Source organism: Caballeronia glebae, from assembly GCF_001545035.1.
Taxonomy (GTDB): Bacteria; Pseudomonadota; Gammaproteobacteria; order Burkholderiales; family Burkholderiaceae; genus Caballeronia; species Caballeronia glebae.
The window spans coordinates 1-22,664 of record NZ_FCOJ02000054.1 but is presented as its reverse complement, the minus strand read 5'-3'; the positions used below and the strand labels follow the sequence as shown (position 1 = coordinate 22,664).

The window sequence follows — 22,664 nt, the reverse complement described above, 5'->3', positions numbered from 1 at the left end:
CCACGGATGAATTCGCGGCCCTCAGTCGTTGAAGCCCTTTCCGTCGTCGGCAAGCTGCTGTAGCGAGCAGGCGATCTGCCAGGCGTGTCCCTGATAGCCTTTCGCGTAACGCCGCATCGACCGTGCAACGTTCAGGATTCCGACTTGATCGGCATACAACATCGGGCCGCCGTGGGCCTTCGGAAAGCCGTACCCGTTCAGATAGACCATGTCGATGTCCGACGCCTTCGACGCGATGCCTTCTTCCAGAATCAGCGCGCCTTCGTTGACGAGCGCGTAGACCAGTCGTTCGACGATCTCCTCATCGCTGATCGGGCGGCGTGCGATGCCGAGGTCCTTCGAATGCCGCACGATCATTTCGTCGACGACCGCGCTCGGATAAGCCTTGCGGTCGCCTGCCTTGTAGTCGTACCAGCCGGCGCCCGCTTTCTGCCCGAAGCGGCCCATCTCGCAGAGCAGATCGCCGGCCTTCGAGTAGTTGAAGTCGGGGCGTTCCACGGCGCGGCGCTTGCGAATCGCCCATGCGATGTCGTTGCCGGCCATGTCGATCATGCGGAACGGGCCCATCGCGAAGCCAAACTTCTCGATAGCGCGATCCACCTGTTCCGGCAGCGCGCCTTCGTCGAGCAGAAAGCCCGCTTGACGGCTGTATTGCTCCAGCATGCGATTGCCGATGAAGCCGTCGCACACGCCCGACACGACCGCCACTTTGGCGATCTTCTTCGCGAGCTGCATTACGGTGGCGAGCACGTCGGGGGCCGTCTCGCGGCCGCGCACCACTTCGAGCAGCTTCATCACGTTCGCGGGACTGAAGAAGTGCAGCCCGACCACGTCCCGTGCGCGACGCGTGAACGACGCCACACGGTCCAGGTCGAGCGTCGAGGTATTCGACGCGAGAATCGCGCCGGGCTTCATCACTTCATCCAGCGTGCGGAACACGATCTCTTTCACGCTCAGGTCTTCGAACACGGCTTCGATCACGAGATCCGCGTCCTGAATGTCGCGATAGGAAAGCGTCGTCGACAACAGACTCATGCGCGCCTCGACCGCTTCCTGCGTGAGCTTGCCTTTCTTCGCCGAGTTCTCGTAGTTGCGGCGGATCGTGGCCACGCCGCGTTCGAGCGCGTCAGCATTCGTTTCGAGCACGGTCACGGGAATGCCCGCGTTCAGAAAATTCATGCCGATGCCGCCGCCCATCATGCCCGCGCCGATCACCGCGACCTTCGCGACTTCGCGAACCGGCGTGCCAGCGGGCACATCCGCGATCCTGCTCGCTGCGCGCTCTCCGAGAAACGCATGCCGCAGCGCGCGCGCCTCGGACGTGCCGAGCAATTGCATGAACCTGTCACGCTCTCCCCGAAGGCCCTGATCGAAAGGCTTGAGCGACGCGGCGACCGCCTCGACGCATTGCACCGGCGCGGGGAACGGTCCGGAGCTTGCCGCGACCGTCGCGCGCGCGAAACCCAGATACGCTTCGGCGTTCGCGTGGCGCACCGGCAGGTCGCGGACCTTCGGATGCGTTTCCGCCGTGTGCGCGATGTGCCGGGCAAAACGAATCGCAGCGTCGAGCACGTCGGCATCGACGAGTTGATCGAAAAGGCGGGTGTCCGCGAGTCGTTCCGCGGGAACGGTTTTGCCCGACACGATCATGTTCAGCGCCGCTTCGAGGCCGATCGCGCGCGGCAAGCGCTGCGTCCCGCCCGCGCCCGGCAAGAGTCCCAGGCTGACTTCGGGCAACGCGATCCGGGTGCCCTTCACCGCGAGCCGATAGTGGCAACCCAGCGCGAGTTCGAGCCCGCCACCCATCGCCACGGCATGAATCGCGGCGATCACCGGCTTTGCCGACGCTTCGATAATCTCGATGACCGTATGCAGGCTCGGCTCCTGAAGCGCCTTCGGCGTGCCGAATTCGCGGATGTCCGCGCCGCCCGAAAACGCCTTGCCCGAACCGGTCAGCACGATTGCGCCGACGGCCGAATTGTCCAGTGCGCGCGTCATGCCTTCGACGACCGCGATTCGGGTGCTGTGGCCGAGGCCATTGACGGGGGGATTGTCGAGCGTGATGACGGCGACTCCGTCACAGACGTGGTACTGCGCTGTCATGCTGATTCCTTGGATGTCTCGAAGTGTTGTCGGCGCGGGCAATCCGAGCTTGCCCTTCGCGGTATGGAGCAAGTTAAACATCTTTTGGGCAGGACTTTTCCCCCTCGTTACGAGGGGGACGTCCCGGCCGCGACGCGTCCTATCCTGCGGTCACATCGGGCAGGCGCGCATTGCCCGGCCAACCATCCGAAGGACGATCCGATGAAGCAATTCGAGAACAAGGTCGCCGTCATAACCGGCGCTGCATCAGGTTTTGGCAAGGCGTTCGCCGCGTATGGCGCCACGCTCGGCATGAAGCTGGTCCTCGCCGACATTCAGCAGGACGCGCTCGACGCGACCGTATCGGAACTCAAGTCGCGCGGCACGGAGGTGATCGGCGTGCGCACGGATGTTTCGCTGGCTCACGAAGTGCAAGCGCTCGCGGACATCACGATGAGCACGTTCGGCACGGTCAATCTGCTGTTCAACAACGCAGGCGTGGGCGCGGGTGGGTTCGTCTGGGAGAACACCGAGAAAGACTGGGAGTGGGTGCTGGGCGTGAATCTGAACAGCGTGATTCACGGCGTGCGCATCTTCACCCCGTTGATGCTCGACGCGGCGGCGCGGGATGCCGCTTACGAAGCGCATATCGTCAATACGGCATCGATGTCGGGGCTCGTCAACGCGCCGACGATGGGCGTCTACAACGTGTCGAAACATGCGGTCGTCTCGCTCAGCGAAACGCTCTATCACGACCTCGGTCTCGTCACCGATCAGGTGCATTGCTCCGTGCTGTGCCCGTACTTCGTGCCGACCGGCTTCAATCAGTCGCGTCGGAACCGGCCCGCATCGCTCGCGAACGCGCAGACGCCGACGCGCTCGCAACAGGTCGCCCAGGCGATGTCCGACAAGGCCGTCACGTCCGCGCGGATCAGCGCCGACGAGATCGCGCAACAGACCTATCAGGCCGTGCGTGAAGGCGACTTCTATATTTATTCGCATCCCGAAGCAATGGACCCGGTGAAGCAGCGCTTCGAGCAGTTGCTCGCGCGACGCAATCCCGGCGACCCGTTTGCGGGCCATCCGGAGTTGAGGCGCAACCTCGCCCGCGCGGTACGCGGTTGACAAAACGTCCGAGCGACCTCGATCGATCAGCGCGTTTCGGTCGTCAGCAGCGCGTGAATCATCCGGGCCAGCAGATACGGCGTGTCCGGCGACGAAAGATACGCCGGACGTTCCAGCACCATCGCGCGGGGCAACGCCAGGAGCGTCTGGAACACGAGAAACTGCGCCAATTCCAGGTCACGGACGCGAATCTCCGCATCGAAGCGCGCCATCAGCGCGGGCGTCGCGCCGGCATGCCAGATCTCGCGCGCCTTGACCAGATCGAGCCGGACGAGTTCGTCGTAATGCGTCGAGCGAACGTTGAACGCCGGATCGAGCAGCATCTTCTTGCGATGCACGGAGATGCCCAGCGTCAACGTCAAGAGAATGCCGTCGAAGAGCGTCGCCGATTCCGGCAGCGCGGCGATTCCGGCGAGCAACGCTTCGCGCGACTGCGCGCGATAGTCGTCGAAGACCGCCGCGATCAGCGCCTCCATAGTCGGGAAGTACTCATAGAGCGAGCTGATCGCGACGCCCGCGTCCATCGCCACGCGCAGCGCCGTGAGCGCCTCGCGGCCTTCTTCTTCGAGAATTCGGAGACCCGTCTCCTTCAACGCGGCAACGAGCGCGACCGAGCGCGCCTGCCGTGGCGCCTTGCGCAATTCGCCGGGTCTTTCGACATGGATGACGCAGCCGCCTTCGCTCGACGCCGCGCTGCGCTTTGACCTGACCATAACCTGCTCCTCCAGTGCCGGAATGTGCGCGCCCGTTCGCCGTGCGCGCAGCGTCGCTCGTCCGCACTATAAGGACACGCGCGATTCGACGCGCCCCCTCATGACGAGGGGCGGCAGATAGTGCGGTTTCGACGACCATCGTCATCGGCCGGCATCGGGCGGCATTGGACGGCTTTAGCGTCCGAACGACATCCAACATTTCAGGGAGCACCATGAGTTACAACACGCCCGTCAAGGACATGATGTTCGTGATGACCGAGCTTGCCGGACTTGAGCAAATCTCAACGCTTCCTGGCTGCGCGGACGCGACCTTCGATACCGCCCGGACGATCCTCGAAGAAGGAGCGAAGTTCTGCGGCGATGTGCTCGCGCCCCTGAACGTCACGGGCGACCGAAACCCGGCCGTATGGAACGACGGCGAGGTCACGGCCAGTCCCGGCTTCAAAAAGGCATTCCGGCAGTTTGTCGAAGGCGGATGGCAAGGTCTGATGCATCCGTCCGAATACGGCGGACAGGGCCTGCCGAAGCTGATCGCCGCGCCTTGCCTCGAAATGGTGAAGGCCGCCAATCTCTCGTTCGCCACGTGTCCGTCGCTCACCGACGGCGCTATCGAAGCGATCCTGCTGGCCGGCTCGGACGACCAGAAACGGCGCTATTTGCCGAAGCTGATCGCGGGCGAATGGACCGGCACGATGAATCTGACCGAGCCGCAAGCAGGCTCCGATCTCTCGATGTTGCGTGCACGCGCCCAGCCGCATGACGACGGCACGTACCGCGTGTTCGGCACGAAGATCTTCATCTCCTGGGGCGAACACGATATGGCGGACAACATCGTTCACCTCGTGCTCGCGCGCCTGCCGAATGCGCCCGAAGGCGTGAAAGGCATATCGCTTTTTATCGTGCCGAAGTTTCTCGTCAGCGAAGACGGCTCGCTCGGCGCGCGCAACGACGTGCGATGTCTATCGATCGAACACAAGCTCGGTCTCAAGGCGAGCCCGACCGCAACGCTCCAGTTCGGCGACGACGGCGGCGCGACCGGCTATCTGGTCGGCGAGCCGCACCGGGGCCTCGAATACATGTTCGTGATGATGAACGCGGCGCGCTTCGCGGTCGGTCTGCAAGGGATCGCGATTGCCGAGCGCGCGTACCAGAAGGCCGCCGCCTACGCGAAGGAGCGCGTGCAAGGCCGCGCCGTCGACGGCTCGTCGGATCAGCCCGTGCCCATCATTCGTCATCCGGATGTGAAGCGCATGCTCGCCACCATGCGCTCGCTCACCGAAAGCGCGCGTGCGCTCGCTTATGTCGCCGCGTCGCACGACGATCTGGCGCACCGGCATTCCGATCAGAGTGAGCGCGCCCGGCATCGCTCGATTTACGAATATCTCGTGCCGATCGTGAAGGGCTGGAGCACGGAACTCGCGGTGGAAGTTGCAAGCCTCGGTGTTCAGGTGCACGGCGGGATGGGTTTCATCGAGGAAACCGGCGCGGCGCAGTATTATCGCGACGCCCGCATTCTGCCGATCTATGAAGGAACGACGGCGATCCAGGCCAACGACCTGATCGGCCGCAAAACCGTGCGCGATGGCGGCGAAATGGCGCGGTCCATGCTGGCTGGCGTCGATCGAACGCTCGCCGAGTTGCATGCCCATGCCGCATTCCGCAGAAACCCGGCGTTCGGTGCCATGCACCTTCATCTCGCCGCGGGCCGCACGGCGATGGAAAGCGCGATCGAGTTCATCCTCGGCCACTTCAGATCCGATCCGAACGCCACGTTCGCGGGCGGCGTGCCGTACCTGAAACTGTCGGGAATCGTGTTGTGCGGCTGGCAAATGGCCCGCGCGTTGCTCGTCGCAGCGGATCGCGAAACGAGTGATCCGTCGTTCTACGGCGCGAAGATGGCGATGGCGCATTTTTTCGCGACGCACATCCTGCCGCAAGCCGCCGCGTTCGAAGCGGCCATCGTCAGCGCAAGACACGGCGAAGGCGTGCTCGGACTGGCGGAAGAGGGCTTCTGAAATCGAACACGCGCGGGCGCGGGCGATCCTTTCGATCGCTCCCGCCCGCGCGCGGCATTACGCTCTTCCGATTTCCGGCTTCGCGATTTCGTGCGGCTCCGTGCGCGGCCGGCGAACCGTGATCAGCAGCACCAGCGCGCCGCCGATCAACGCGACCGCCATCACGTCGAACGCGGTGTACAGGCTTCCCGTCGCGGACCGAATGGCGCCGATCGCCATCGGACTGACGATACCCGCAGTCGTGCCGATGCTGCTGATCAACGCGATGCCGCCCGCCGCGCTGGCCGGTCCGAGCAATGCAGGCGGAATCGTCCAGAACAGCGAGATCGCGGACAGCGCGGCGGCACAGCCGACGCTCATGAACAGAATGGACAACGACAGGTCGCCGCGCACGAAGCCCAGCGCGAGAAAGCAGCCCGCGCCGACGCACATCGTCGCGGCGAGATGCCAGCGCCTTTCCTGGCGGCGATCCGAACTGCGCCCGAGCAGATACATGCCGCCCAGCGCGCAGATATAAGGCAGGCTGGAGATGATGCCGATCGACTTCAGGTCCTCCACGCCCATGCCGCGGATCAACGTCGGCATCCAGTAGGAAACCGTATTCGATCCGCCGTAGATGCAAAAGTACACGAGCCCCATCAGATAGATGAACGGGTTGCGAAGCACTTTCATGAGCGATTCCTGTTGCACGGATTGATCGTGTTCCGCGGCCAGCGCGGCCACGATCGTCTGCTTTTGCGCGGCGCTCAGCCAGCTTGCATTCGCGGGGCGGTCGGCGAGCCAGAACCACGCGATGGCGCCCATCACGACGGCGGGAATGCCTTCGATGATGAACAGCGCCTGCCAGTCGCGCAGCCGCGCGTCGTGCCCGAAATGCGTCATGATCCAGCCCGCAAACGGTCCGCTGACGATACCCGCGACCACGCCCGCCATCAGGAACGCCGCGGTGATCCGCCCACGCAGCGCGGACGGAAACCAATAGCTCAGGTAAAGGATCACGCCGGAGAGGAATCCCGCTTCCGCGACGCCCAGCAGAAAGCGCATCGCGATGAGCTGGTTCGCGCTATTAACGAACGCGGTCAGGATCGTGACGGCGCCCCACAGGATCATGATGCGCGTCAGCGTGGCGCGAGCGCCCACACGTTGAAAATAGAGATTGCTCGGTACCTCGAACAGCACGTACCCGAGATAGAACACGCCCGCGCCGAATCCATAGGCGGCGTCGCTCAACGCGATGTCGTGCGCCATGCTCAGCTTGGCGAACGAGATGTTCACCCGGTCGATCGCGTTGACCATGAACGCGATGAGAAGAAAAGGCATCAGGCGTCCGATGACCTTGCGATACGCAATATTCTCTTCCGGCACGACATCCGCGCATGACATCGAAACCGGTTCGTCCAACTGTTTCATAGGGTTCCTCCTGTTGTTTGCCGGCGTGTTCCGGCTGCATCTTGGGAAGCTCATGGTATTGAGGTTCGGCCGGTACTCGTTCCGGATTGAGCGCGCCGGCCGAAGACCGGCAAGTGCTTGAGCGCAAAGCATCTTTTCAAGCGCTCGCCGATTCGAAGATGACGCGTTTCCGGATTTCGGCCGCCGCATCGTGCCCCCTAGTTTCGAGGGGGCACGGCGATAGACGGAGCCTGCTAATCTCGGCGCAAGACGATCCGCATAACGCCCGTTTGCAGCGCTAACCTGAGGTGCCGATGAAGTATCGCCACGTCAAACTCCGCATTGACGCAGACAGGTTCGCGCCGGCGTTCGGGTGAACGCCGAAGCCCTTTCCGCACCAAGGTTCATCATGAAGATTTCGACTCGACAAAAGCGCCTCGCTGGCGCGGTGGCACTCGCTGTCACGCTGACTGGCTCCGCATTCGCGGGCTGGCAATACATTCATCGAAGCCCGGCTGCGCTGACGGTCGGCGACGGCCGCATCGGTCCTGCCGACATGGTGTGGATCGCCGGCGATGACTTCATGATGGGCAGCGAGTACCGCCACGCGCAGCCCAACGAAGGGCCCGCGCACAAGGTCAGGCTGGGCGGCTACTGGATCGACCGGCACGACGTCACCAACGCCGATTTCGCGCGGTTCGTCGCCGCCACCGGCTACGTGAGCACGGCGGAAAGAAAACCCCGCTGGGAGGATCTGCAAGTGCAATTGCCGCCCGGCACGCCACCGCCGCCCGACGACGTGCTGGTGCCGGGCGCGATGGTCTTCACCGGAACGGATGCACCGGTTCCGCTGAACGATTACTCGCGCTGGTGGAAGTTCGTGCCCGGCGCGAACTGGCGGCATCCGACCGGCCCGGACAGCGATATCGCGGGCAAGGAGAATCATCCGGTCGTGCAGGTTTCCTACGACGATGCGCTCGCGTATGCGCGGTGGGCGCACAAGCGATTGCCCACCGAAGCGGAATGGGAATACGCGGCAAGAGGCGGACTGGAGCAGGCCGACTACGCCTGGGGCGCGGAATTCGCGCCCGGCGGCAAGAAGATGGCCAACACGTGGGACGACGGCGCCCGCCCCTTTCCCGTGACCGATCAGGTCGCCCACGAAAAAGTGCAGGTCGGGACGTCGCCAGTGGGCAGTTTCGCGCCGAACGGGTATGGCCTCTACGACATGGCCGGCAACGTCTGGCAATGGGTTGCCGACTGGTATCGCGCCGACGCATTCCGTGTCGCAGCCGGACGCGGGCAACTCGTGAAGAATCCGGCCGGTCCTTCGGACAGCTACGATCCGGACAACGGCCCGACGGCCTATGCGCCCGAACGCGTGACGCGGGGCGGCTCGTTTCTTTGCAGCGAATCCTATTGCATGAGCTATCGGGTCAGTGCGCGACGCGGCACCGATCCCATGAACGGCATGTCGCATCTCGGCTTCCGTCTCGCGATGGATGAAAGCGAATGGAAGCGCGAAGCGCGCGACCTTCAGGCAAGCCGATAAATCCCGCCGATGCATCCCGACGCCGTGGCGCGGCGGGATGTCCGGCACGCCGCGCGTCGTGCGCCCCGACTGGCACGCACGATCGTCATTGCCTGCGTTATTGCGGCGTCTCAGTGTCAGGCTTGGTCGCCGCGCGCTTGCGACTCGTTGACCGCCGGGCGACCGGCGCACGTTGCGCGGACGTTTCGTCCGGGCGCTGCGGCGGTTCCTGTGCCTCGGCTGCCTCGGCTGCCTCGGCTGCCTCGGCTGCCTCGGCTCGCTCGGCTGGCTCGTCCGTGGCGACATCCGGCTCCGCGCTCTTCAGTCGCCGGATCGCTTCGAGTTCACGCACCAGATGCCCGATGAGTTCCTGTGACTCTTCCTGCGACAGCACATGCCTGCACGCGGTGATGCCGAACTCCATCGACCCGGCATAGCTTTGCACGGTGATGTTGACGGCAAGGCTGTGATAAGGAATCGCCACCGGATAGTAGTGAACCATGCGCGCGCCGGCCATATAGAGCGATGTCGGCAATCCGGGCACGTTGGAGATCAGCACATTGGCAACGGCCGGCATGCGGCTCTGCAAGTCGGTTCGTCCGAACAACGACGCCATTCCCGTCATCAGCCACGGCGCGCCGAAGACCGGAACCTGAGCGCCGAGCACCGGCTTGAGCTCGCGCACCATCGCCTTGGCCGACTCGGATGACGCGTGAATCGCCTTGAAGCGCGCGGCCAGGTCCGGAATGTCAGTCGCAAGATCCACGCGAACGGCGGAGACCTGATTGTTCATCGAATTGTCGTCGTCGCCGCGCAAGCTGACCGGCACCATCGCGATCAGCGATCCATCGGGCAGCAGGTTGCGCTCCGCCAGAAAGCGACGCAACGCGCCGCTGCACATCGCCATCACCAGCGTGTTCACCGTGCCGCCTACGCGCTTGCTGAGCGTTTTCATTTCTTCGAACGGCAAGGACAGGGTGGTGAACGATCGCTGATTGGTGATCGACGCATTGAAGATGGTCTTCGGCGCGAGGCCGAGGTCGAGACTGCGCTTGCCTTCGGTGAGCTTGCGCGATGCGATCACGTGGCCTGCGGTGCCGAGCGCCTTGAGCGCCGTCGGCAACAGCGCGCCGATCTCGCTGTACATCTTGGTGCTATTCGAGGCGGCCGCCTGCAACAACTCGACGACGCCAAGCTGATACGGGTGACTGCGACGCGTCCGGCGCGCCGGCGGCACTTCCCGGATCACGGGCGACACGTCATAGAGCACCTTGCCCATTTCCACTGCTGCCTTGCCGTCTATCGTGCTGTGATGCACTTTCGTGTAGTACGCGATCTGACCGTTCTCAAGTCCGTCGATCACATAGGCTTCCCACAATGGCCGGCTGCGATCGAGCAGCGACGAATGCAGTCGGGCGACGAGCTGTTCGAGTTGCGCCGTCGTTCCCGGCCGACGCAATGTGAGACTGCGAACGTGATAGTCGATGTCGATATCCTCGTCCTCGACCCAGATCGGATCGGCCAGTTCGAACGGCATCTGCGCCAGCTTGCGGTGAAACACGCTGCACAAGTGCAGGCGCTTCGCCAGCAACCCCTTCACGTCCTCGTAAAAATCGCCCCCATAGCCGTCCGGGAGCTCGAAGAGCATGAGACTGCCGATATGTGTCGGGGTCTCGGGTGTTTCCAAATGCAGATAGGAAGCATCCGTGCTGCTCAGATGGTCCATCACTGTGTCTCCATCAAATTTCGTGTGGTTTGGGAGCCGAAGGCAAGCCGCGGCCCGGTTCGATCCGACCCCGGCCGCGCGCTTGCCGAAGGCCGATTACGACGGTTGTTTCGGCTGCAACGACGCTTGCAGATTCGCGACCCGTTCCTGAACGCGATCCTGCAGAACCTTCCATGTCCTGTTGCGCACGGAGCCTTCCAGTTCGATCAGCTCACGCACACCCTGCATGACCCGTGCGAGCGAGTTTTGACCGATCTCGGCGCGCTGTTTGATCGCCTGCGGGTCGATCGCGCTTTTGAACATATCGTTCCATTGCGTGAGTTCTTCCATCAGAAGCGCGTTACGGCGCTCGGCAATCGCATGGATGCCTTCATAGGCATCGCGGTTTGCCTGAAGCAGCGCGTCGATGTCCTTGCGGTGCGACTCGGCCATCGCCGTCCAGTCCAGCCGGGGCGTTTTGAAGACATCGATGATCTTTTTGAACGTCGGCTGAGTGGTTTCCGAAGTCGAGTCTTGCGTCGTTTTGCTTGTCATGAAATCTCCTTGAACTGGTTCGATCAGGTTTTGAAACGGTTGAAACGGTGAAACTCAAGCGGCGGCGGGCCGGCGCCCTTCGGCACGCGTCGGGTCCCGGTAAATGAAGCGCCGCCAACCCGTCTCGCGGTCGAATGGCCGCCACTGACCTTCCGGCTGGGCGAGCCTGTCCGCTATTGCATAAAGCACCGCGGGATGATGGCCGAGACCGCAGTGACTGCTTTCGACCTCGATGTTTTCGGACGTCGCGCTTAACTGCTCAAGACAGCCCTGCCATGCCACGACGCCGTCCGTACGACTGAAAATCGCGGTGCTCGGCACCGGCGGCGGCTGCTTCATGCGCTCGCGTTCCGGCCAGTCGTCGGCTTTCCGGCCGCTCAGTTGCTCGTAGCAACGCCAGCCGTGATTGGCTCTGGGTTCGCCCGCAAAAGGACTGCCCAACGTGATGACGGAGCGCACCAGGTCCGGCGAATGACGAGCCAGTTCACGCGCGAAAACCCCGCCCAGACTCCACCCGATCACGCTGACTTTGCGTTCGTAATGCCCGGCGATCCATTCGAGCCGCTCGCGCATGTTCTCCTCGACGCCCTCGCGCGGGCCGAGATTCGATCCGAGCTTCCATCCATGAGCGCGATAACCGCGATTGCGCAGAAACATGCGCAGCGGCCGGGTCGAAAAATCGCTGGCGCCGAAACCCGGAAGAACCAGAACCGGATGCCCGTCGCCAGCCGGGGCGAACTGCAAGAACGGCCCGGCAGCGTAGAACGCACCAAGCTCGCAAATCGCGCGCGACTCAAGCATCAGCAGGTATCTCGACGGCGGCGAAGAAGGGCCGGAAGGTGAATCCATGAGCATTCCTTTTTTTTGATTTGAGGTTCACGCGGTATGTGGCGCGATGGTGTCGATTCACGCGACGAGCGCGCATTCGCCGTACTTGGTGGTCGCTCATCAACGTGCTGAAAATGGCTCAAGAATAGGCAGGAATCGAAGGTCGCACACCCCTCGAAGATAGGGGTGTCGCCGCGCGTTTCCCGAATGCGTTGAATCGTCTCCCTGGACTTTTTCCCGAGAGGCGACGGTCCATCGCAGCGAACCCGGACCAGGCGGCGTCCGTTCCATCCCGACACGAAACTTGTCCGCATTTTCACGCGCTTGCGAAGGCCCGAATCCGGAATCCGGCTTGCGCCGTCTCGCTCATACTGATCCAGCATCATCCGGGTCATGAGCCCGATGCCACGGCATGGCCTTGCGCCATCGCACTCCTACTCACCCTATGATTCGTGAACCCGACATGACCATGGCGGAAACATCCAGAGAAGAACGCGTTCGTTTGCTATTGAACGAACCTGCTGCCCTCGCCGGCTTCTCGCACCATCGCTGGCATCATCTGCCGCGCGCGGAGGTCGACGCGATGCAGATCGCGGGACTTAAGCAGCGCTTCGCGCAATTGCGCAACCGCATTCCGATGCTGAAGAAACTCGCCGACGCCGAAAGCGTGGACCACGTCGCCCACTTCGACGACATCGTGCCGCTGCTCTTCGAACACACGGTGTACAAGTCCTATCCGCCGTCGCTGCTCGAAAAGAGCGACTTCACCAAGATCAACAAGTGGATGGGAAAGCTGGTGACGCCCGAAATGGCCGAGGCCATCGCGGCGGTCGATGTCACCGGCTGCAAGGGCCTCGACGACTGGCTCGCGACCATGGACCAAGCCGTTCCGCAACTGCGTATCAGCCACACATCGGGCACGTCGGGCACGCTTTCGTTTCTGCCCAACAGCACGCGCGAGTGGCGAAAAACCGCCGAGGTTCGCCGGATGATCGTCTGGGACATGGACCATCCCGACACGCCTTCGCCGCAGTTGCATACGGTCTACCCGTACTACCGCGCGGGCTATCTCTCGCACGTGCGCGCCAATGAATTTCTAATCGATGCGCTGTTGCCGGACGCGTCGCATTTCCACTGCGCCTACCCCGCGACGCTCTCCTCCGACGTGCTGCACCTCGGCGCGAAAATCCGGGCGGCGCAGGCAAAGGGAACGGTGGATCGGCTCGATGTCAGTGCGCAATTAATGGAGAAGAAGCGAGACTTCGACACGCTGCAAGCCGACATGCCGCAACACCTCGCACGATTCTTCGAGCAGATGGCCGCCGAATTGAGGGGCAAGCGCATCTTCATCGGCGCAACGTGGAATCTGCTGCACGACATGGCGAAAGCCGGCCTCGAACGCGGTCTCGAAGGCGTGTTCGACCCCGACTCCTACATCACCACGAACGGCGGCGCGAAAGGCGTGGTTCAGCCCGAGGGCTGGCGCGAGGATGTGCTTCGCTTTACCGGCGCGAAGACGCTCAACGAGACTTATGCGATGTCCGAAGTGGTGGGCGGCTCGCACGCGCGTTGCGAGCACGGTCACTATCACTTCGCACCGACCGTCATACCGTTCCAGCTCGACCCGGAAACCAGCCGGCCGCTGCCGCGAACAGGCCGCGTCACCGGCCGCGCCGCGTTTTTCGACCTGGGCGCCGACACGCGCTGGGGCGGCTTCATCACCGGCGACGAAGTGACCATCGAGTGGGACGAGCCGTGCGCGTGCGGCCGGCCGAGCCGCTATGTGGCCGGCCCCATTCAGCGTTATAGCGAAAAGAACGGCGGCGACGACAAGATCACATGCGCCGCCACCGAAAGCTCGCATCGCGAGGCGATGGCCTTCCTTAACAGCTTCGGGAGCTGACACCGTGACCAAACCGATTGCGCCAATCGTCATTCGCGGTGAAGTCATCACCGATAACCTGATCGAAGTGGGCGGACGCGGCGGCGATCTCGCCTTCGCGACGCCCGATGCGCACCAGTACATCGATAAGCTGCCGCTGAGAGATCCGTCGCGGCTCGCCGATTTGTACACGCTCGATTTCGCCGACATCCTCGACTATGCAAGCGCACTGGCCGAACGCCTCGACCTCGCGACGAACCCCTATTTGCAGGAAGCGTGTGAGCTTTCATATCTGACCTCGCCGGCCACGCCTTCGATCGTCAAAGGCTCGTACATGGGCCTGCGTCACTTGCTCGATCGCGACTTCATCACGGAGATGGTCGAAACGACCGTGGGCATTCGATATCTCGAAGGCTGGGTCAAAGAGCGACTGATCGACGGCACCGAGCTGGAGACGCGCTGCTTTGGCTCGCGCACGCTGCATATCGTCGCTGGCAATGCCGTGCCGCTATCGCTCGTCACGATCCTGCGCAACATGGTTTTGCGCAGCGACGCGATCATCAAGGCGCCTTCCAACGACCCGTTCACCGCGCTGGCGATCGCCCGCACGATGATCGACATGGCGCCGGATCATCCGCTCACGAAGCACTTGAGCGTCGCCTACTGGAAAGGCGGCGATCAGGCTTTCGAACGGCGGCTGTATCAGCCGCAGAACATCGAGAAGATCGTCGCATGGGGTGGTTTCGCGGCGCTCAAGCACGTGACCCAATACATCCAGCCGGGCCTGGAACTGATCTCGCTCGATCCCAAACGCAGCGCCAGCATTATCGGCAAGGAAGCCTTCAACAGCGACGAAGCGATGCGCGAGGCCGCCGTGCGTCTCGCCAGCGATATCGGCGCGCTCAATCAGAAAGGCTGTGTGTGCGCGCGCGTGGTCTATGTGCAGAGCGGCACCGACGAGGCCGGCCTCGACAGGCTGAATCGCTTCGGCCGGCAAGTGTATGACGCGATGATCGGCCTGCCCAACAGCCTGTCCACCGCGCCCAAACGCTACGACCCCGCGCTCAAAGCCCACGTCGACGCGCTGCGTCTCGAAGACGAGTGGTACAAGGTCATCGGCGGAAAGGACGGCGAAGGCGCCGTCATCTGCTCGCAGCTTCCCGAACCGGTGTCCTTCTCGGCAAGTCTGGATGACCGCACCGCCAACCTCGTGCCCGTCGACTCGCTCGATGAAGTCATGGGCGCCGTGGACGCCTATACGCAGACCGTCGGCATCTACCCCGAGAGCGCCAAGGAAGCGTTGAAGGACATCCTTCCGCTATTCGGTGCGCAACGCATCGTATCGCTCGGTTACGCGGCCGCGATGAAATGGCAGGCGCCGCAAGACGCCATCGAACCGATGCGCAGAATGGGCAAGTGGATCTCCAATCAGATTGCTTCTCCGGAAACGACGCAGGCGCCCTGGCTGCGTCGGCCGATCGACATGTGACATCGAACGTCCCCGCGCGTAACGCTTTCGCGCGGTGACGGTTTCTCCAAATTCTCCGAGCAAGGAAATAACATGACTCAATGCACTGCATTCGGCGTATGCGAAGCCCACGCCGAACTCGCCCCGATGCGCATCGAACGGCGCGCCCTGCGAGCCGACGATGTGGCTATCGAGATCGCCTATTGCGGAATCTGCCATACGGATGCGCACTATCTGCACAACGACTGGGGCAGTTCGAAATATCCGCTCGTTCCGGGCCACGAGATCGTCGGCCACGTCACGGCTATCGGCGACGCGGTCACGCGCCACAAGGTCGGCGATCGCGTCGCGGTGGGATGTCTCGTCGATAGCTGCCAGCACTGCGCGCCCTGCGAAGAAGGCGAGGAACAGAACTGCATCGCGGGTCCGACGCCGACCTACAACGGCCGCGACAGGCAAAGCGGCGAGCCGACTCATGGCGGCTATTCGGAACACATCGTGGTGCGCGAGAAGTTCGTGCTGCGTGTACCGGAGGCGCTGGACATGCGGTATGCGGGGCCGCTTCTGTGCGCCGGCATCACGGTATGGACTCCGCTGCGCCGATATGGAATCGGCAAAGGATCGAAGGTGGCCGTGGTCGGCCTGGGTGGTTTGGGTCACATGGCCGTGAAGCTGGCCAGCGCGCTCGGCGCAGAAGTGACGGTGATCACTTCATCGCCGGGCAAGGCAGACGATGCCCGCGCGTTGGGCGCCCGACATGTGCTGCTCTCGAATGACCCGGCGTCGATGAAAGCGCGGTTCAGTCATTTCGACTTCATCCTCGACACCATTCCCACCCGACACGACGTCAATCCGTATCTGATGCTGCTCGGCCGAGACGGCGTGCTCGTGCTGGTCGGCGCACTCGAATCGCTCGAACCGATTCATGGCGCGCTCCTCATGGTCAACAACCGCTCGATAGCCGGCTCGCTGATGGGCGGTCTGTCGGCAACGCAAGAACTACTCGACTTCTGCGCCGATCATGAGGTGCTGCCCGAATGCGAAATGGTCGGAGTGCATGACATCAACAAGGCGTTCGCGCGGATGAAGGCCAATGACGTGAAGTACCGCTTCGTAATCGACATGTCCTCGATGAAGGACGTCAACACGCCGTGAGCGCGCCCCGGTCCCCTAACCCTATGACGATGACTGAAGACTCCATTACTCCCATGAACGGCGCGGAAAGCCTGGTCAAGACACTATTGGCCTGCGGCGTCGATACCTGTTTCGCGAATCCCGGAACCAGCGAGATGCATTTCGTTGCGGCGCTCGACCGTGTTCCTGGCATGCGCTGCGTGCTCGGACTATTCGAAGGCGTCGTGACCGGCGCGGCCGACGGTTATGCCCGCATCGCGGGAAAGCCGGCGGCCACCCTGCTCCATTGCGGCCCGGGCCTCGCCAATGGCCTCGCCAATCTGCATAACGCGCGACGCGCACAGACGCCGGTGGTCAACATCATCGGCGACCACGCGAGCTGTCACCGGCAGTACGACGCGCCGCTCACCTCCGATGTGGAAGGCTGGGCGCGTCCCGTTTCGGTGTGGACGCGCACTGTCGACCGCGCCGCTTCGGTCGGTTCGGCCGCCGCCGCCGCCGTGCAGGCGTCCCGCGCCGCGCCCGGCGGAGTGGCGAGCCTGATCCTGCCTTCGGATGTCTGCTGGGACAGCGGCGGTACGGTCGCCGCGCCCCTCGAAGACGCTCCCGCCCCGACCGTGTCCCCCGATGGCGTGCAGCGCATAGCACGCGTGCTGCGCGACGGCAAGCCGGCCTTGCTGCTGCTCGCGGGCGCAGCGCTGGAACAACGGGCGTTGGCCGACGCACATCGCATCGCCGCCGCCACGGGCGCGCAACTCATGTCGACCACGTTCAACGCGCGTGTCGCGCGTGGCCGTGGCCGCTTCGCCGTCGAGCGCATGCCCTATTCCGGCGATGCCGCTCGCGCGCGGCTCGTCGGCATCCGCCATGTCATCCTGGTGGGCACGCAGGCTCCCGCCAACTTCTTCGCGTATCCGGGAAAAGCGCCGCGGCCGTATCCGGACGACGCGACGGTCCATGTGCTGGCACGTCCCGAAGAAGATCTGGCGGACGCGCTTGCATGTCTCGCGGATGCACTGGAAGCGCCACGCATCGATGCCCCTGAGTCGGGTCCGTTCGAGGCGCGTGCCGGCACGGGCATCATCACCTCGCAGGCCGTGGCGCATAGCCTGAATGCACTGTTGCCTGAGCACGCTATCGTCGTCGACGAAAGCGTCAGCTTCGGGCACGCCTTCTATCCGGGAACGGTTTGCGCCGCGCCGCACGACTGGCTGCAGGTGACGGGCGGCGCGATCGGCGATGGCCTGCCGCTCGCGCTGGGCGCGGCGGTCGCCGCGAAGGGCCGAAGGGTGATCGCGCTCCAGGCGGACGGCTCGGGCATGTACACCCCGCAGGCCTTGTGGAGCATGGCGCGTGAAAAGCTGGACGTTACCGTGGTGGTGCTGGCCAATCGCAAATACGCGATCCTTCAGCACGAACTCGCCGGTGTAGGCGCGACCGCTGGCAAGACGGCAATGGACATGCTGGACATCGGCAATCCGGACTTGAACTGGGTCAAGCTGGCTAACGGAATGGGTGTCGAGGCCGCGCTCGCGAACGACATGGCCCGCTTCAACGATCTCTTCGCAATGTCCTTGCGACGCCCCGGCCCCTTCCTGATCGAACTTTCTATCTGAGCTGGTCCGGCCTGAGCGCGCTGTGTGATTCTGCAAGCCTATGGCAGCACGGCGCGTTCGGTTCGAAAGTCCCGGGAAACCAGGGCGGTTCACGGGATAGTTGAAATGCAATCGGGGGCGCAACGCGCCCCCGATGTTTATTCCGCCTCGACGATGACCGTCTGCGCAAGCTCGACCCAACTCGCCGCCCGCGGAAGATAATGTTCTTCCACCGTCGAACGCCTGATTTTCATCGTCGGCGTCATGAGACCATTGTCGACGTTCCAGACATCCTTCACGAGCACCACGAACGCAAGCTTCTCGTGATCTTCCAGCGTGGCGTTGGCGGCATCGAGCAACGCCTGCATTTCCACGCGCAGTGCGCTGGCCGCTTGCCCTTCTTGCAACTCGGCACGCGCAGCCGCCGAGAGCATCGCCAGCGCAAACGGCTGTGCGTAGCCCGGACCCGTTACGCACACAGCTTCCACTTTCGGATGGCTCAGCCGGTTTTCGATCGGCGCGGGCGCTACGTATTTGCCCTTGCTCGTCTTGAAGATTTCCTTGACGCGCCCGGTGATTTTCAGCCGGCCCATCTCGTCCAGTTCGCCACGATCGCCGGTTCTGAAGTAACCGTCTTCGGTCAGGCTTTGCTTCGTCAGCTCCGGCTGCTGGTAGTAGCCCAGCATCATGGTCGGCGACTTCAGCAGGATTTCGCCGTTTTCCTCGATCCGGCAATCGACGCCGGGCATCGCCTGACCCGAATACCCCAGGCGCACCTGCCCTGGCCGGCTGTAATGCGAGTACGAGAAGTTTTCCGTCATTCCGTAGACGTCGAGCAGTTCGAGCCCGAGCGTCCGATACCAGTCCGTGATTTCCGCCGGAAGAGGCGCCGATCCGGTGAACGCCAGCCTCGTCGCGTCGAGTCCGAGCATCGAAAGAATCTGCTTCTTGAGCGCGTCGGCTGCGGGCGACGCTGTATGAATCAAGGCCTGTTCGCCTGCGGGTAACTGCGCGCAGGCTCCCTGATAAAACTTCGTCCACAGCCGAGGCATCGAGATGAACACCGTCGGCCGCGCGCGCTTCATGTCCTGCATGAAGGTTGCAAGGCTATCGTTGAAGAACACCCGGAAGCCGTGACACAGTGAATTGGACTCAACGAACGAACGCTCCGCCGTATGAGCGAGCGGCAGATACGACAGTACCCGGTCTCCGGGGTGATAGCCGCAAAATTCCCCGCCTTCGATGGCATACGCGTAGATAGCGGCGAAGCTGTGCATCACGCCCTTTGGCCGGCCGGTACTTCCCGACGTGTAGATGATCGTAGCCAGATCGCCCGGCTCCGGGAGCCGGATTTCCTGCAACGGCTCCTGCTGCGCCACTAGCGACTGCCACTGCAGGGCGTCCGTGTCCGTGGTCAGAGGCGACATCGGCAGACCGATCAACGGCACATGCGCTGGAATAGCTTTGCGGATTTCGTTCCAGCCGTCGGTCTTGCCGTCGAACTTGCCCACGAATACCGCGCGCACGTCACAGTGCTCAAGGATGTACCCCGCCGTCTCGGCGCTGATGCCCGGATACATCGGCACCGACACATGGCCCGCCAGCCAGATCGCCAGGTCTGAAATGATCCAGTGGGCGCTGTTCTTTCCCACGATCGAGATTGCGCTGCGCGGCGGGAATTCTTGCGACTGAAGCCACGCGGCCATGCGCCTCGCCTCGGCCCCCGCTTCGCGCCATGTGTAGTCGACCAGGCTTCCGTCGGGCGTCGCCTCGGACAGATAGATGGCATCCGGCTGCACGCGCTCCCAGTGCAGAAACCGATGGACCAGCGTGCTCGAATATTTTTCCTTCATGTTTGTCTCCACGTCTTATTCGTCTGCTCTAAGTGGCGACGAACTGCAGCGATTGGACGCCGAGCTACCAAGAATACGCACTTGCAATGCACATTTCGCCCACTCGTTTGTAGGGGGGACGCGAGGCGACCGCGCAAGCTGTACGTTGAGGAGAAGCCGAAAGCAGAGATTGTTGCAGTCAAGAAGACTGACGTCCTTAGCTGAAGCAATCGGGATGCAGTGCATTGTTCCGGCACTCTTGCCGCGTCCGTTCCATACTGCGACTGGAACAATGCGTATGCGTTAGCCGTCAAACGAATGCGACGTTCGATCCCGCATCGAATGGCGGACCCGCGCCGAGCATGGAATAGACCTTGTTTGCAACTGACTGTGCCCTGCTCGGCCATTTCGATCGCCAGCGCAATAGGTAAAGAAAAAAGAAACTTTCCAAAGCCACAAAGAAGGTCGCAAAGGTGCCGAAAATGAATAATGTCTCTCCAAGCGGCGCCCGATGCCAAAAGTCGGCGACAAGCCAAAGGACTGGAATTATTGTCATTGCAATACGACATAAGCGGCGATCGTCTTTGAAGTCGACACAGCTCACCGTGGTCATTCTGACCCTGGGCGGCAGGAGCCCCATGATGGCGTGACTCGCATACACGGTGCCGGTTTCCAAATGGCGCAATCCATAGGCTACCTTATCGCCTTCCCGGTCAACAAGCCCCGCGTCGATAACTACTTCGATCTCATCGCCCACTCGCAAGCGAAGATTTGTCTGGTTGAGCCCCTGTGCACCATACCCGCTCCACGCCCGATCAAGAACATAAAATGCAAAGCGGCATCTGCCGCAGTGAATTACATATCGCGTGTGAGGACTGGAATGTGATCCCAGAAGGACCTCCGTTGATGTGACACTATCGATACGCCCCGCGATTTTCTTCAAACTTTCCGGTTCAAACATTTCAGCCTTCACCATTTATCAAAATATCCACCGCGCCACGACGATGCGAGGTCAATCCGCAAACTGTGCACTATATTCGCAGCCAAATCGTCGCTACCGATCCGAATGCATTGCCCTGCGACCGCTCGTCGATAAGCTGGAATCGGTCGCCATCAAACACCAAAGTTCAACCCGTTCCGCAGTTCCGAACTCGCGACTTCGCTTCGCCCTTGTCCCTCGAAGTCGGCACTCTTGCGCCTGTTCCGACGCTCTGTACGCTCAAGCTGCGCGCAGTCCGGGCGCCATCGCCCGCCGTGCCTGCGAGAAGCAGCGCCCACCCCACTCGGCAGCGCGTACGTGCGGTTTGGCGAAGTAAGGATTGGCTTGTCGCGAGCAGGTTGCCTTGCACGTTGATCCGGATGGGGTCCGTGTCGTTCCATGGCTCCCTCGGAATCCGCGACTTCCACACGCCCAGCACTTTTGGGCGTGTGGACGAACGCCATCACGCCTACGCACTTCTCATCCTTCTGTATCGGCTCACGGATGCCCGCGCTCGCCGCGGGGCGTAACACGACGTCCCTGGTCGCGACCGGGTCGGTCTTGAGCAGCCCCAGGTCGTTGTTCTGCAATTGGACTGTATTCGCGCTGCGCTAAGGTCCTCGCGCCCCGGGTCACGCGCGGGATAAGGCCATTGCCGCGTAAGCGCGTTTAATCTGTTATGCCGCATTGTTGGTTCTGCTTCGTTTCTCTTTTGCGTAATCTTTCGACGCTGATGATCTTGCCGTGCGATGACATCGGGCACGCCATGCCGTGATTCAGCCCTCCGCGTCGTAACGCTTGCGTGCAAAAGATTTCTTCGAACGATTCAGGCGTGCACAGTTCGGGCACCACGACTTCTGCTTGACGGCTGCGGGCGTAGCCTGCCACACATGTCCCCGATGACACTCCCACGTGAGCTTGCAGCCCGTGGCCACCGTCTCGGTCGACAGGCACTTGCCGCCGCGCGAAGCGGCGAGGGCCCGCAAATTCTCGATCGGCTCGCGCTGCGCGATCATGGCGCACTGGCGACACCAGCTACCTTCCCAGATGCGCTTGGCCATCGCCATCCATTCATGCCCCTGAGCACAGCGAAACGCATAGCGAGCGCACGCCCCCGCGTAGACCGTCGTGAGACATTCGCCATGCTTGCGTCTGGCGGCTTCCTGTAACTTCAGCATGCCGTCGGGATGAGCCCTCTGGAGGATCGTTTGCCCGGCTAGCACCCAGGTGCATCGACGACACCATTGTCCGATCATGATTTGAAGGCCTTTGGCCTCCCAGCGATGCCCCTGTGCGCACTCCATCGGGTAGTAGGCGGCCACGCCGTTATAGGTGTCGGCCAGGCACCGTCCGCCCCGCTCTGCTGCCGCGGCATGAATCCGCTCCATGCCATCGGCGTGCATCCTCAGCCGCGCCAACTTCTCATGATGGCAATCCGAGCACCAATGACCACTCAGGATGTTTCGTCCGGTCGACTCCCATTCATGCCCTTTCGCGCAACGCACGCGATAGCGTTCGTCCGCTTTGGTAAATGTGCCAAGCAAGGTCCCGCCGAACTCGGCGACGACCGAAAGGAAACGCGCCTCGTTGTCATCGGCTCGGCATACGTCGCATTTCACGTTTGGGTGATAGAGAGACGAGCACATACGTTCAAAACGATGACCCCTGGCGCACTCGAACGCGTAGCTTGTCTTAACACCCGCCCACTCTTGCGACAGGCACCGCCAGCCAAATTTCGCAACCCGCGCCTGCAGTTTGGCCAAGTAAGGATCGACTTCCCCATTCACCGCTTCGCTCACTTCTTGCCCGCCTTCGCTTCGTCAGCCAACGT

At 62.6% G+C, this 22,664-nt stretch carries 16 protein-coding genes; 7 read left to right on the top strand and 9 right to left on the bottom strand.

The window, feature by feature from the left end:
• Window positions 1-21: 21 nt before the first annotated feature.
• On the bottom strand, window positions 22-2,103 hold the full coding sequence (locus tag AWB82_RS28235; protein WP_086972626.1) for a 3-hydroxyacyl-CoA dehydrogenase NAD-binding domain-containing protein: 2,082 nt from the start codon (window positions 2,101-2,103) through the stop codon (window positions 22-24).
• Window positions 2,104-2,304: 201 nt separating this feature from the next.
• On the opposite strand from AWB82_RS28235, the gene AWB82_RS28230 reads away from it, so the two are divergent.
• Window positions 2,305-3,207: an SDR family oxidoreductase gene (locus tag AWB82_RS28230; protein WP_086972625.1), complete on the top strand. Its 903-nt coding sequence runs from the start codon at window positions 2,305-2,307 to the stop codon at window positions 3,205-3,207.
• A 26-nt stretch (window positions 3,208-3,233) separates the two neighbouring features.
• On the opposite strand, the gene AWB82_RS28225 is transcribed toward AWB82_RS28230, so the two are convergent.
• On the bottom strand, window positions 3,234-3,920 hold the full coding sequence (locus tag AWB82_RS28225) for a TetR/AcrR family transcriptional regulator (protein ID WP_086972624.1): 687 nt from the start codon (window positions 3,918-3,920) through the stop codon (window positions 3,234-3,236).
• Between the two features lie 212 nt (window positions 3,921-4,132).
• Between AWB82_RS28225 and AWB82_RS28220 the strand changes: the two genes are divergently transcribed.
• Window positions 4,133-5,935, top strand: coding sequence for an acyl-CoA dehydrogenase (locus AWB82_RS28220; protein WP_086972623.1), 1,803 nt, complete (start codon window positions 4,133-4,135; stop codon window positions 5,933-5,935).
• Window positions 5,936-5,992: 57 nt separating this feature from the next.
• Here AWB82_RS28220 and AWB82_RS28215 read toward each other — a convergent pair whose 3' ends face one another.
• Window positions 5,993-7,345, bottom strand: coding sequence for an MFS transporter (locus AWB82_RS28215; RefSeq protein WP_086972622.1), 1,353 nt, complete (start codon window positions 7,343-7,345; stop codon window positions 5,993-5,995).
• A 388-nt stretch (window positions 7,346-7,733) separates the two neighbouring features.
• Between AWB82_RS28215 and AWB82_RS28210 the strand changes: the two genes are divergently transcribed.
• Window positions 7,734-8,876 (top strand): formylglycine-generating enzyme family protein, encoded by a 1,143-nt coding sequence (locus AWB82_RS28210; protein ID WP_086972621.1) that lies wholly within the window; start codon window positions 7,734-7,736, stop codon window positions 8,874-8,876.
• Between the two features lie 97 nt (window positions 8,877-8,973).
• Here AWB82_RS28210 and AWB82_RS28205 read toward each other — a convergent pair whose 3' ends face one another.
• The 3 genes from AWB82_RS28205 to AWB82_RS28195 all read right to left on the bottom strand — a co-directional run bounded on the left by AWB82_RS28205 (window position 8,974) and on the right by AWB82_RS28195 (window position 11,964).
• Complete coding sequence (locus tag AWB82_RS28205) at window positions 8,974-10,581, bottom strand: WS/DGAT/MGAT family O-acyltransferase (protein WP_086972620.1); 1,608 nt, start codon at window positions 10,579-10,581, stop codon at window positions 8,974-8,976.
• Window positions 10,582-10,677: 96 nt separating this feature from the next.
• Window positions 10,678-11,115, bottom strand: a complete 438-nt coding sequence (locus AWB82_RS28200) for a hypothetical protein (protein WP_086972619.1) — start codon at window positions 11,113-11,115, stop codon at window positions 10,678-10,680.
• Between the two features lie 54 nt (window positions 11,116-11,169).
• Window positions 11,170-11,964 carry an esterase/lipase family protein gene (locus AWB82_RS28195; protein WP_086972618.1) on the bottom strand — a complete coding sequence of 265 codons (795 nt, stop codon included), beginning with the start codon at window positions 11,962-11,964 and terminating at the stop codon, window positions 11,170-11,172.
• 487 nt (window positions 11,965-12,451) lie between these two features.
• Here AWB82_RS28195 and AWB82_RS28190 point away from each other — a divergent pair, with 487 nt between their 5' ends.
• From AWB82_RS28190 to AWB82_RS28175, 4 genes are all read left to right on the top strand, one after another.
• Window positions 12,452-13,846 (top strand): phenylacetate--CoA ligase family protein, encoded by a 1,395-nt coding sequence (locus tag AWB82_RS28190; RefSeq protein ID WP_235023474.1) that lies wholly within the window; start codon window positions 12,452-12,454, stop codon window positions 13,844-13,846.
• A gap of 4 nt (window positions 13,847-13,850) precedes the next feature.
• Window positions 13,851-15,314 (top strand): acyl-CoA reductase, encoded by a 1,464-nt coding sequence (locus AWB82_RS28185; protein WP_086972617.1) that lies wholly within the window; start codon window positions 13,851-13,853, stop codon window positions 15,312-15,314.
• A 72-nt stretch (window positions 15,315-15,386) separates the two neighbouring features.
• Window positions 15,387-16,448: an NAD(P)-dependent alcohol dehydrogenase gene (locus AWB82_RS28180; RefSeq protein ID WP_086972616.1), complete on the top strand. Its 1,062-nt coding sequence runs from the start codon at window positions 15,387-15,389 to the stop codon at window positions 16,446-16,448.
• 53 nt (window positions 16,449-16,501) lie between these two features.
• Window positions 16,502-18,043, top strand: a complete 1,542-nt coding sequence (locus tag AWB82_RS28175) for an acetolactate synthase large subunit (protein ID WP_086972615.1) — start codon at window positions 16,502-16,504, stop codon at window positions 18,041-18,043.
• Window positions 18,044-18,180: 137 nt separating this feature from the next.
• On the opposite strand, the gene AWB82_RS28170 is transcribed toward AWB82_RS28175, so the two are convergent.
• The 3 genes from AWB82_RS28170 to AWB82_RS28160 form a co-directional block, all read right to left on the bottom strand.
• Window positions 18,181-19,875 (bottom strand): AMP-binding protein, encoded by a 1,695-nt coding sequence (locus AWB82_RS28170; RefSeq protein ID WP_086972614.1) that lies wholly within the window; start codon window positions 19,873-19,875, stop codon window positions 18,181-18,183.
• A gap of 289 nt (window positions 19,876-20,164) precedes the next feature.
• The gene (locus tag AWB82_RS28165; protein ID WP_086972613.1) at window positions 20,165-20,830 is read right to left on the bottom strand and encodes a hypothetical protein; all 666 of its coding nucleotides are present in this window, start codon (window positions 20,828-20,830) and stop codon (window positions 20,165-20,167) included.
• A gap of 779 nt (window positions 20,831-21,609) precedes the next feature.
• Entirely contained in the window at window positions 21,610-22,632 is a 1,023-nt protein-coding gene (locus tag AWB82_RS28160) for a hypothetical protein (protein WP_235023473.1), read from the bottom strand.
• Between the last annotated feature and the right edge of the window lie 32 nt (window positions 22,633-22,664).

Coding starts and splice junctions, on each gene's coding strand:
- AWB82_RS28235 (WP_086972626.1), bottom strand. CDS start 2,103: ATGACAGCGCAGTACCACGTCTGTGACGGAGTCGCCGTCATCACGCTC.
- AWB82_RS28230 (WP_086972625.1), top strand. CDS start 2,305: ATGAAGCAATTCGAGAACAAGGTCGCCGTCATAACCGGCGCTGCATCA.
- AWB82_RS28225 (WP_086972624.1), bottom strand. CDS start 3,920: ATGGTCAGGTCAAAGCGCAGCGCGGCGTCGAGCGAAGGCGGCTGCGTC.
- AWB82_RS28220 (WP_086972623.1), top strand. CDS start 4,133: ATGAGTTACAACACGCCCGTCAAGGACATGATGTTCGTGATGACCGAG.
- AWB82_RS28215 (WP_086972622.1), bottom strand. CDS start 7,345: ATGAAACAGTTGGACGAACCGGTTTCGATGTCATGCGCGGATGTCGTG.
- AWB82_RS28210 (WP_086972621.1), top strand. CDS start 7,734: ATGAAGATTTCGACTCGACAAAAGCGCCTCGCTGGCGCGGTGGCACTC.
- AWB82_RS28205 (WP_086972620.1), bottom strand. CDS start 10,581: ATGGACCATCTGAGCAGCACGGATGCTTCCTATCTGCATTTGGAAACA.
- AWB82_RS28200 (WP_086972619.1), bottom strand. CDS start 11,115: ATGACAAGCAAAACGACGCAAGACTCGACTTCGGAAACCACTCAGCCG.
- AWB82_RS28195 (WP_086972618.1), bottom strand. CDS start 11,964: ATGGATTCACCTTCCGGCCCTTCTTCGCCGCCGTCGAGATACCTGCTG.
- AWB82_RS28180 (WP_086972616.1), top strand. CDS start 15,387: ATGACTCAATGCACTGCATTCGGCGTATGCGAAGCCCACGCCGAACTC.
- AWB82_RS28175 (WP_086972615.1), top strand. CDS start 16,502: ATGAACGGCGCGGAAAGCCTGGTCAAGACACTATTGGCCTGCGGCGTC.
- AWB82_RS28170 (WP_086972614.1), bottom strand. CDS start 19,875: ATGAAGGAAAAATATTCGAGCACGCTGGTCCATCGGTTTCTGCACTGG.
- AWB82_RS28165 (WP_086972613.1), bottom strand. CDS start 20,830: ATGGTGAAGGCTGAAATGTTTGAACCGGAAAGTTTGAAGAAAATCGCG.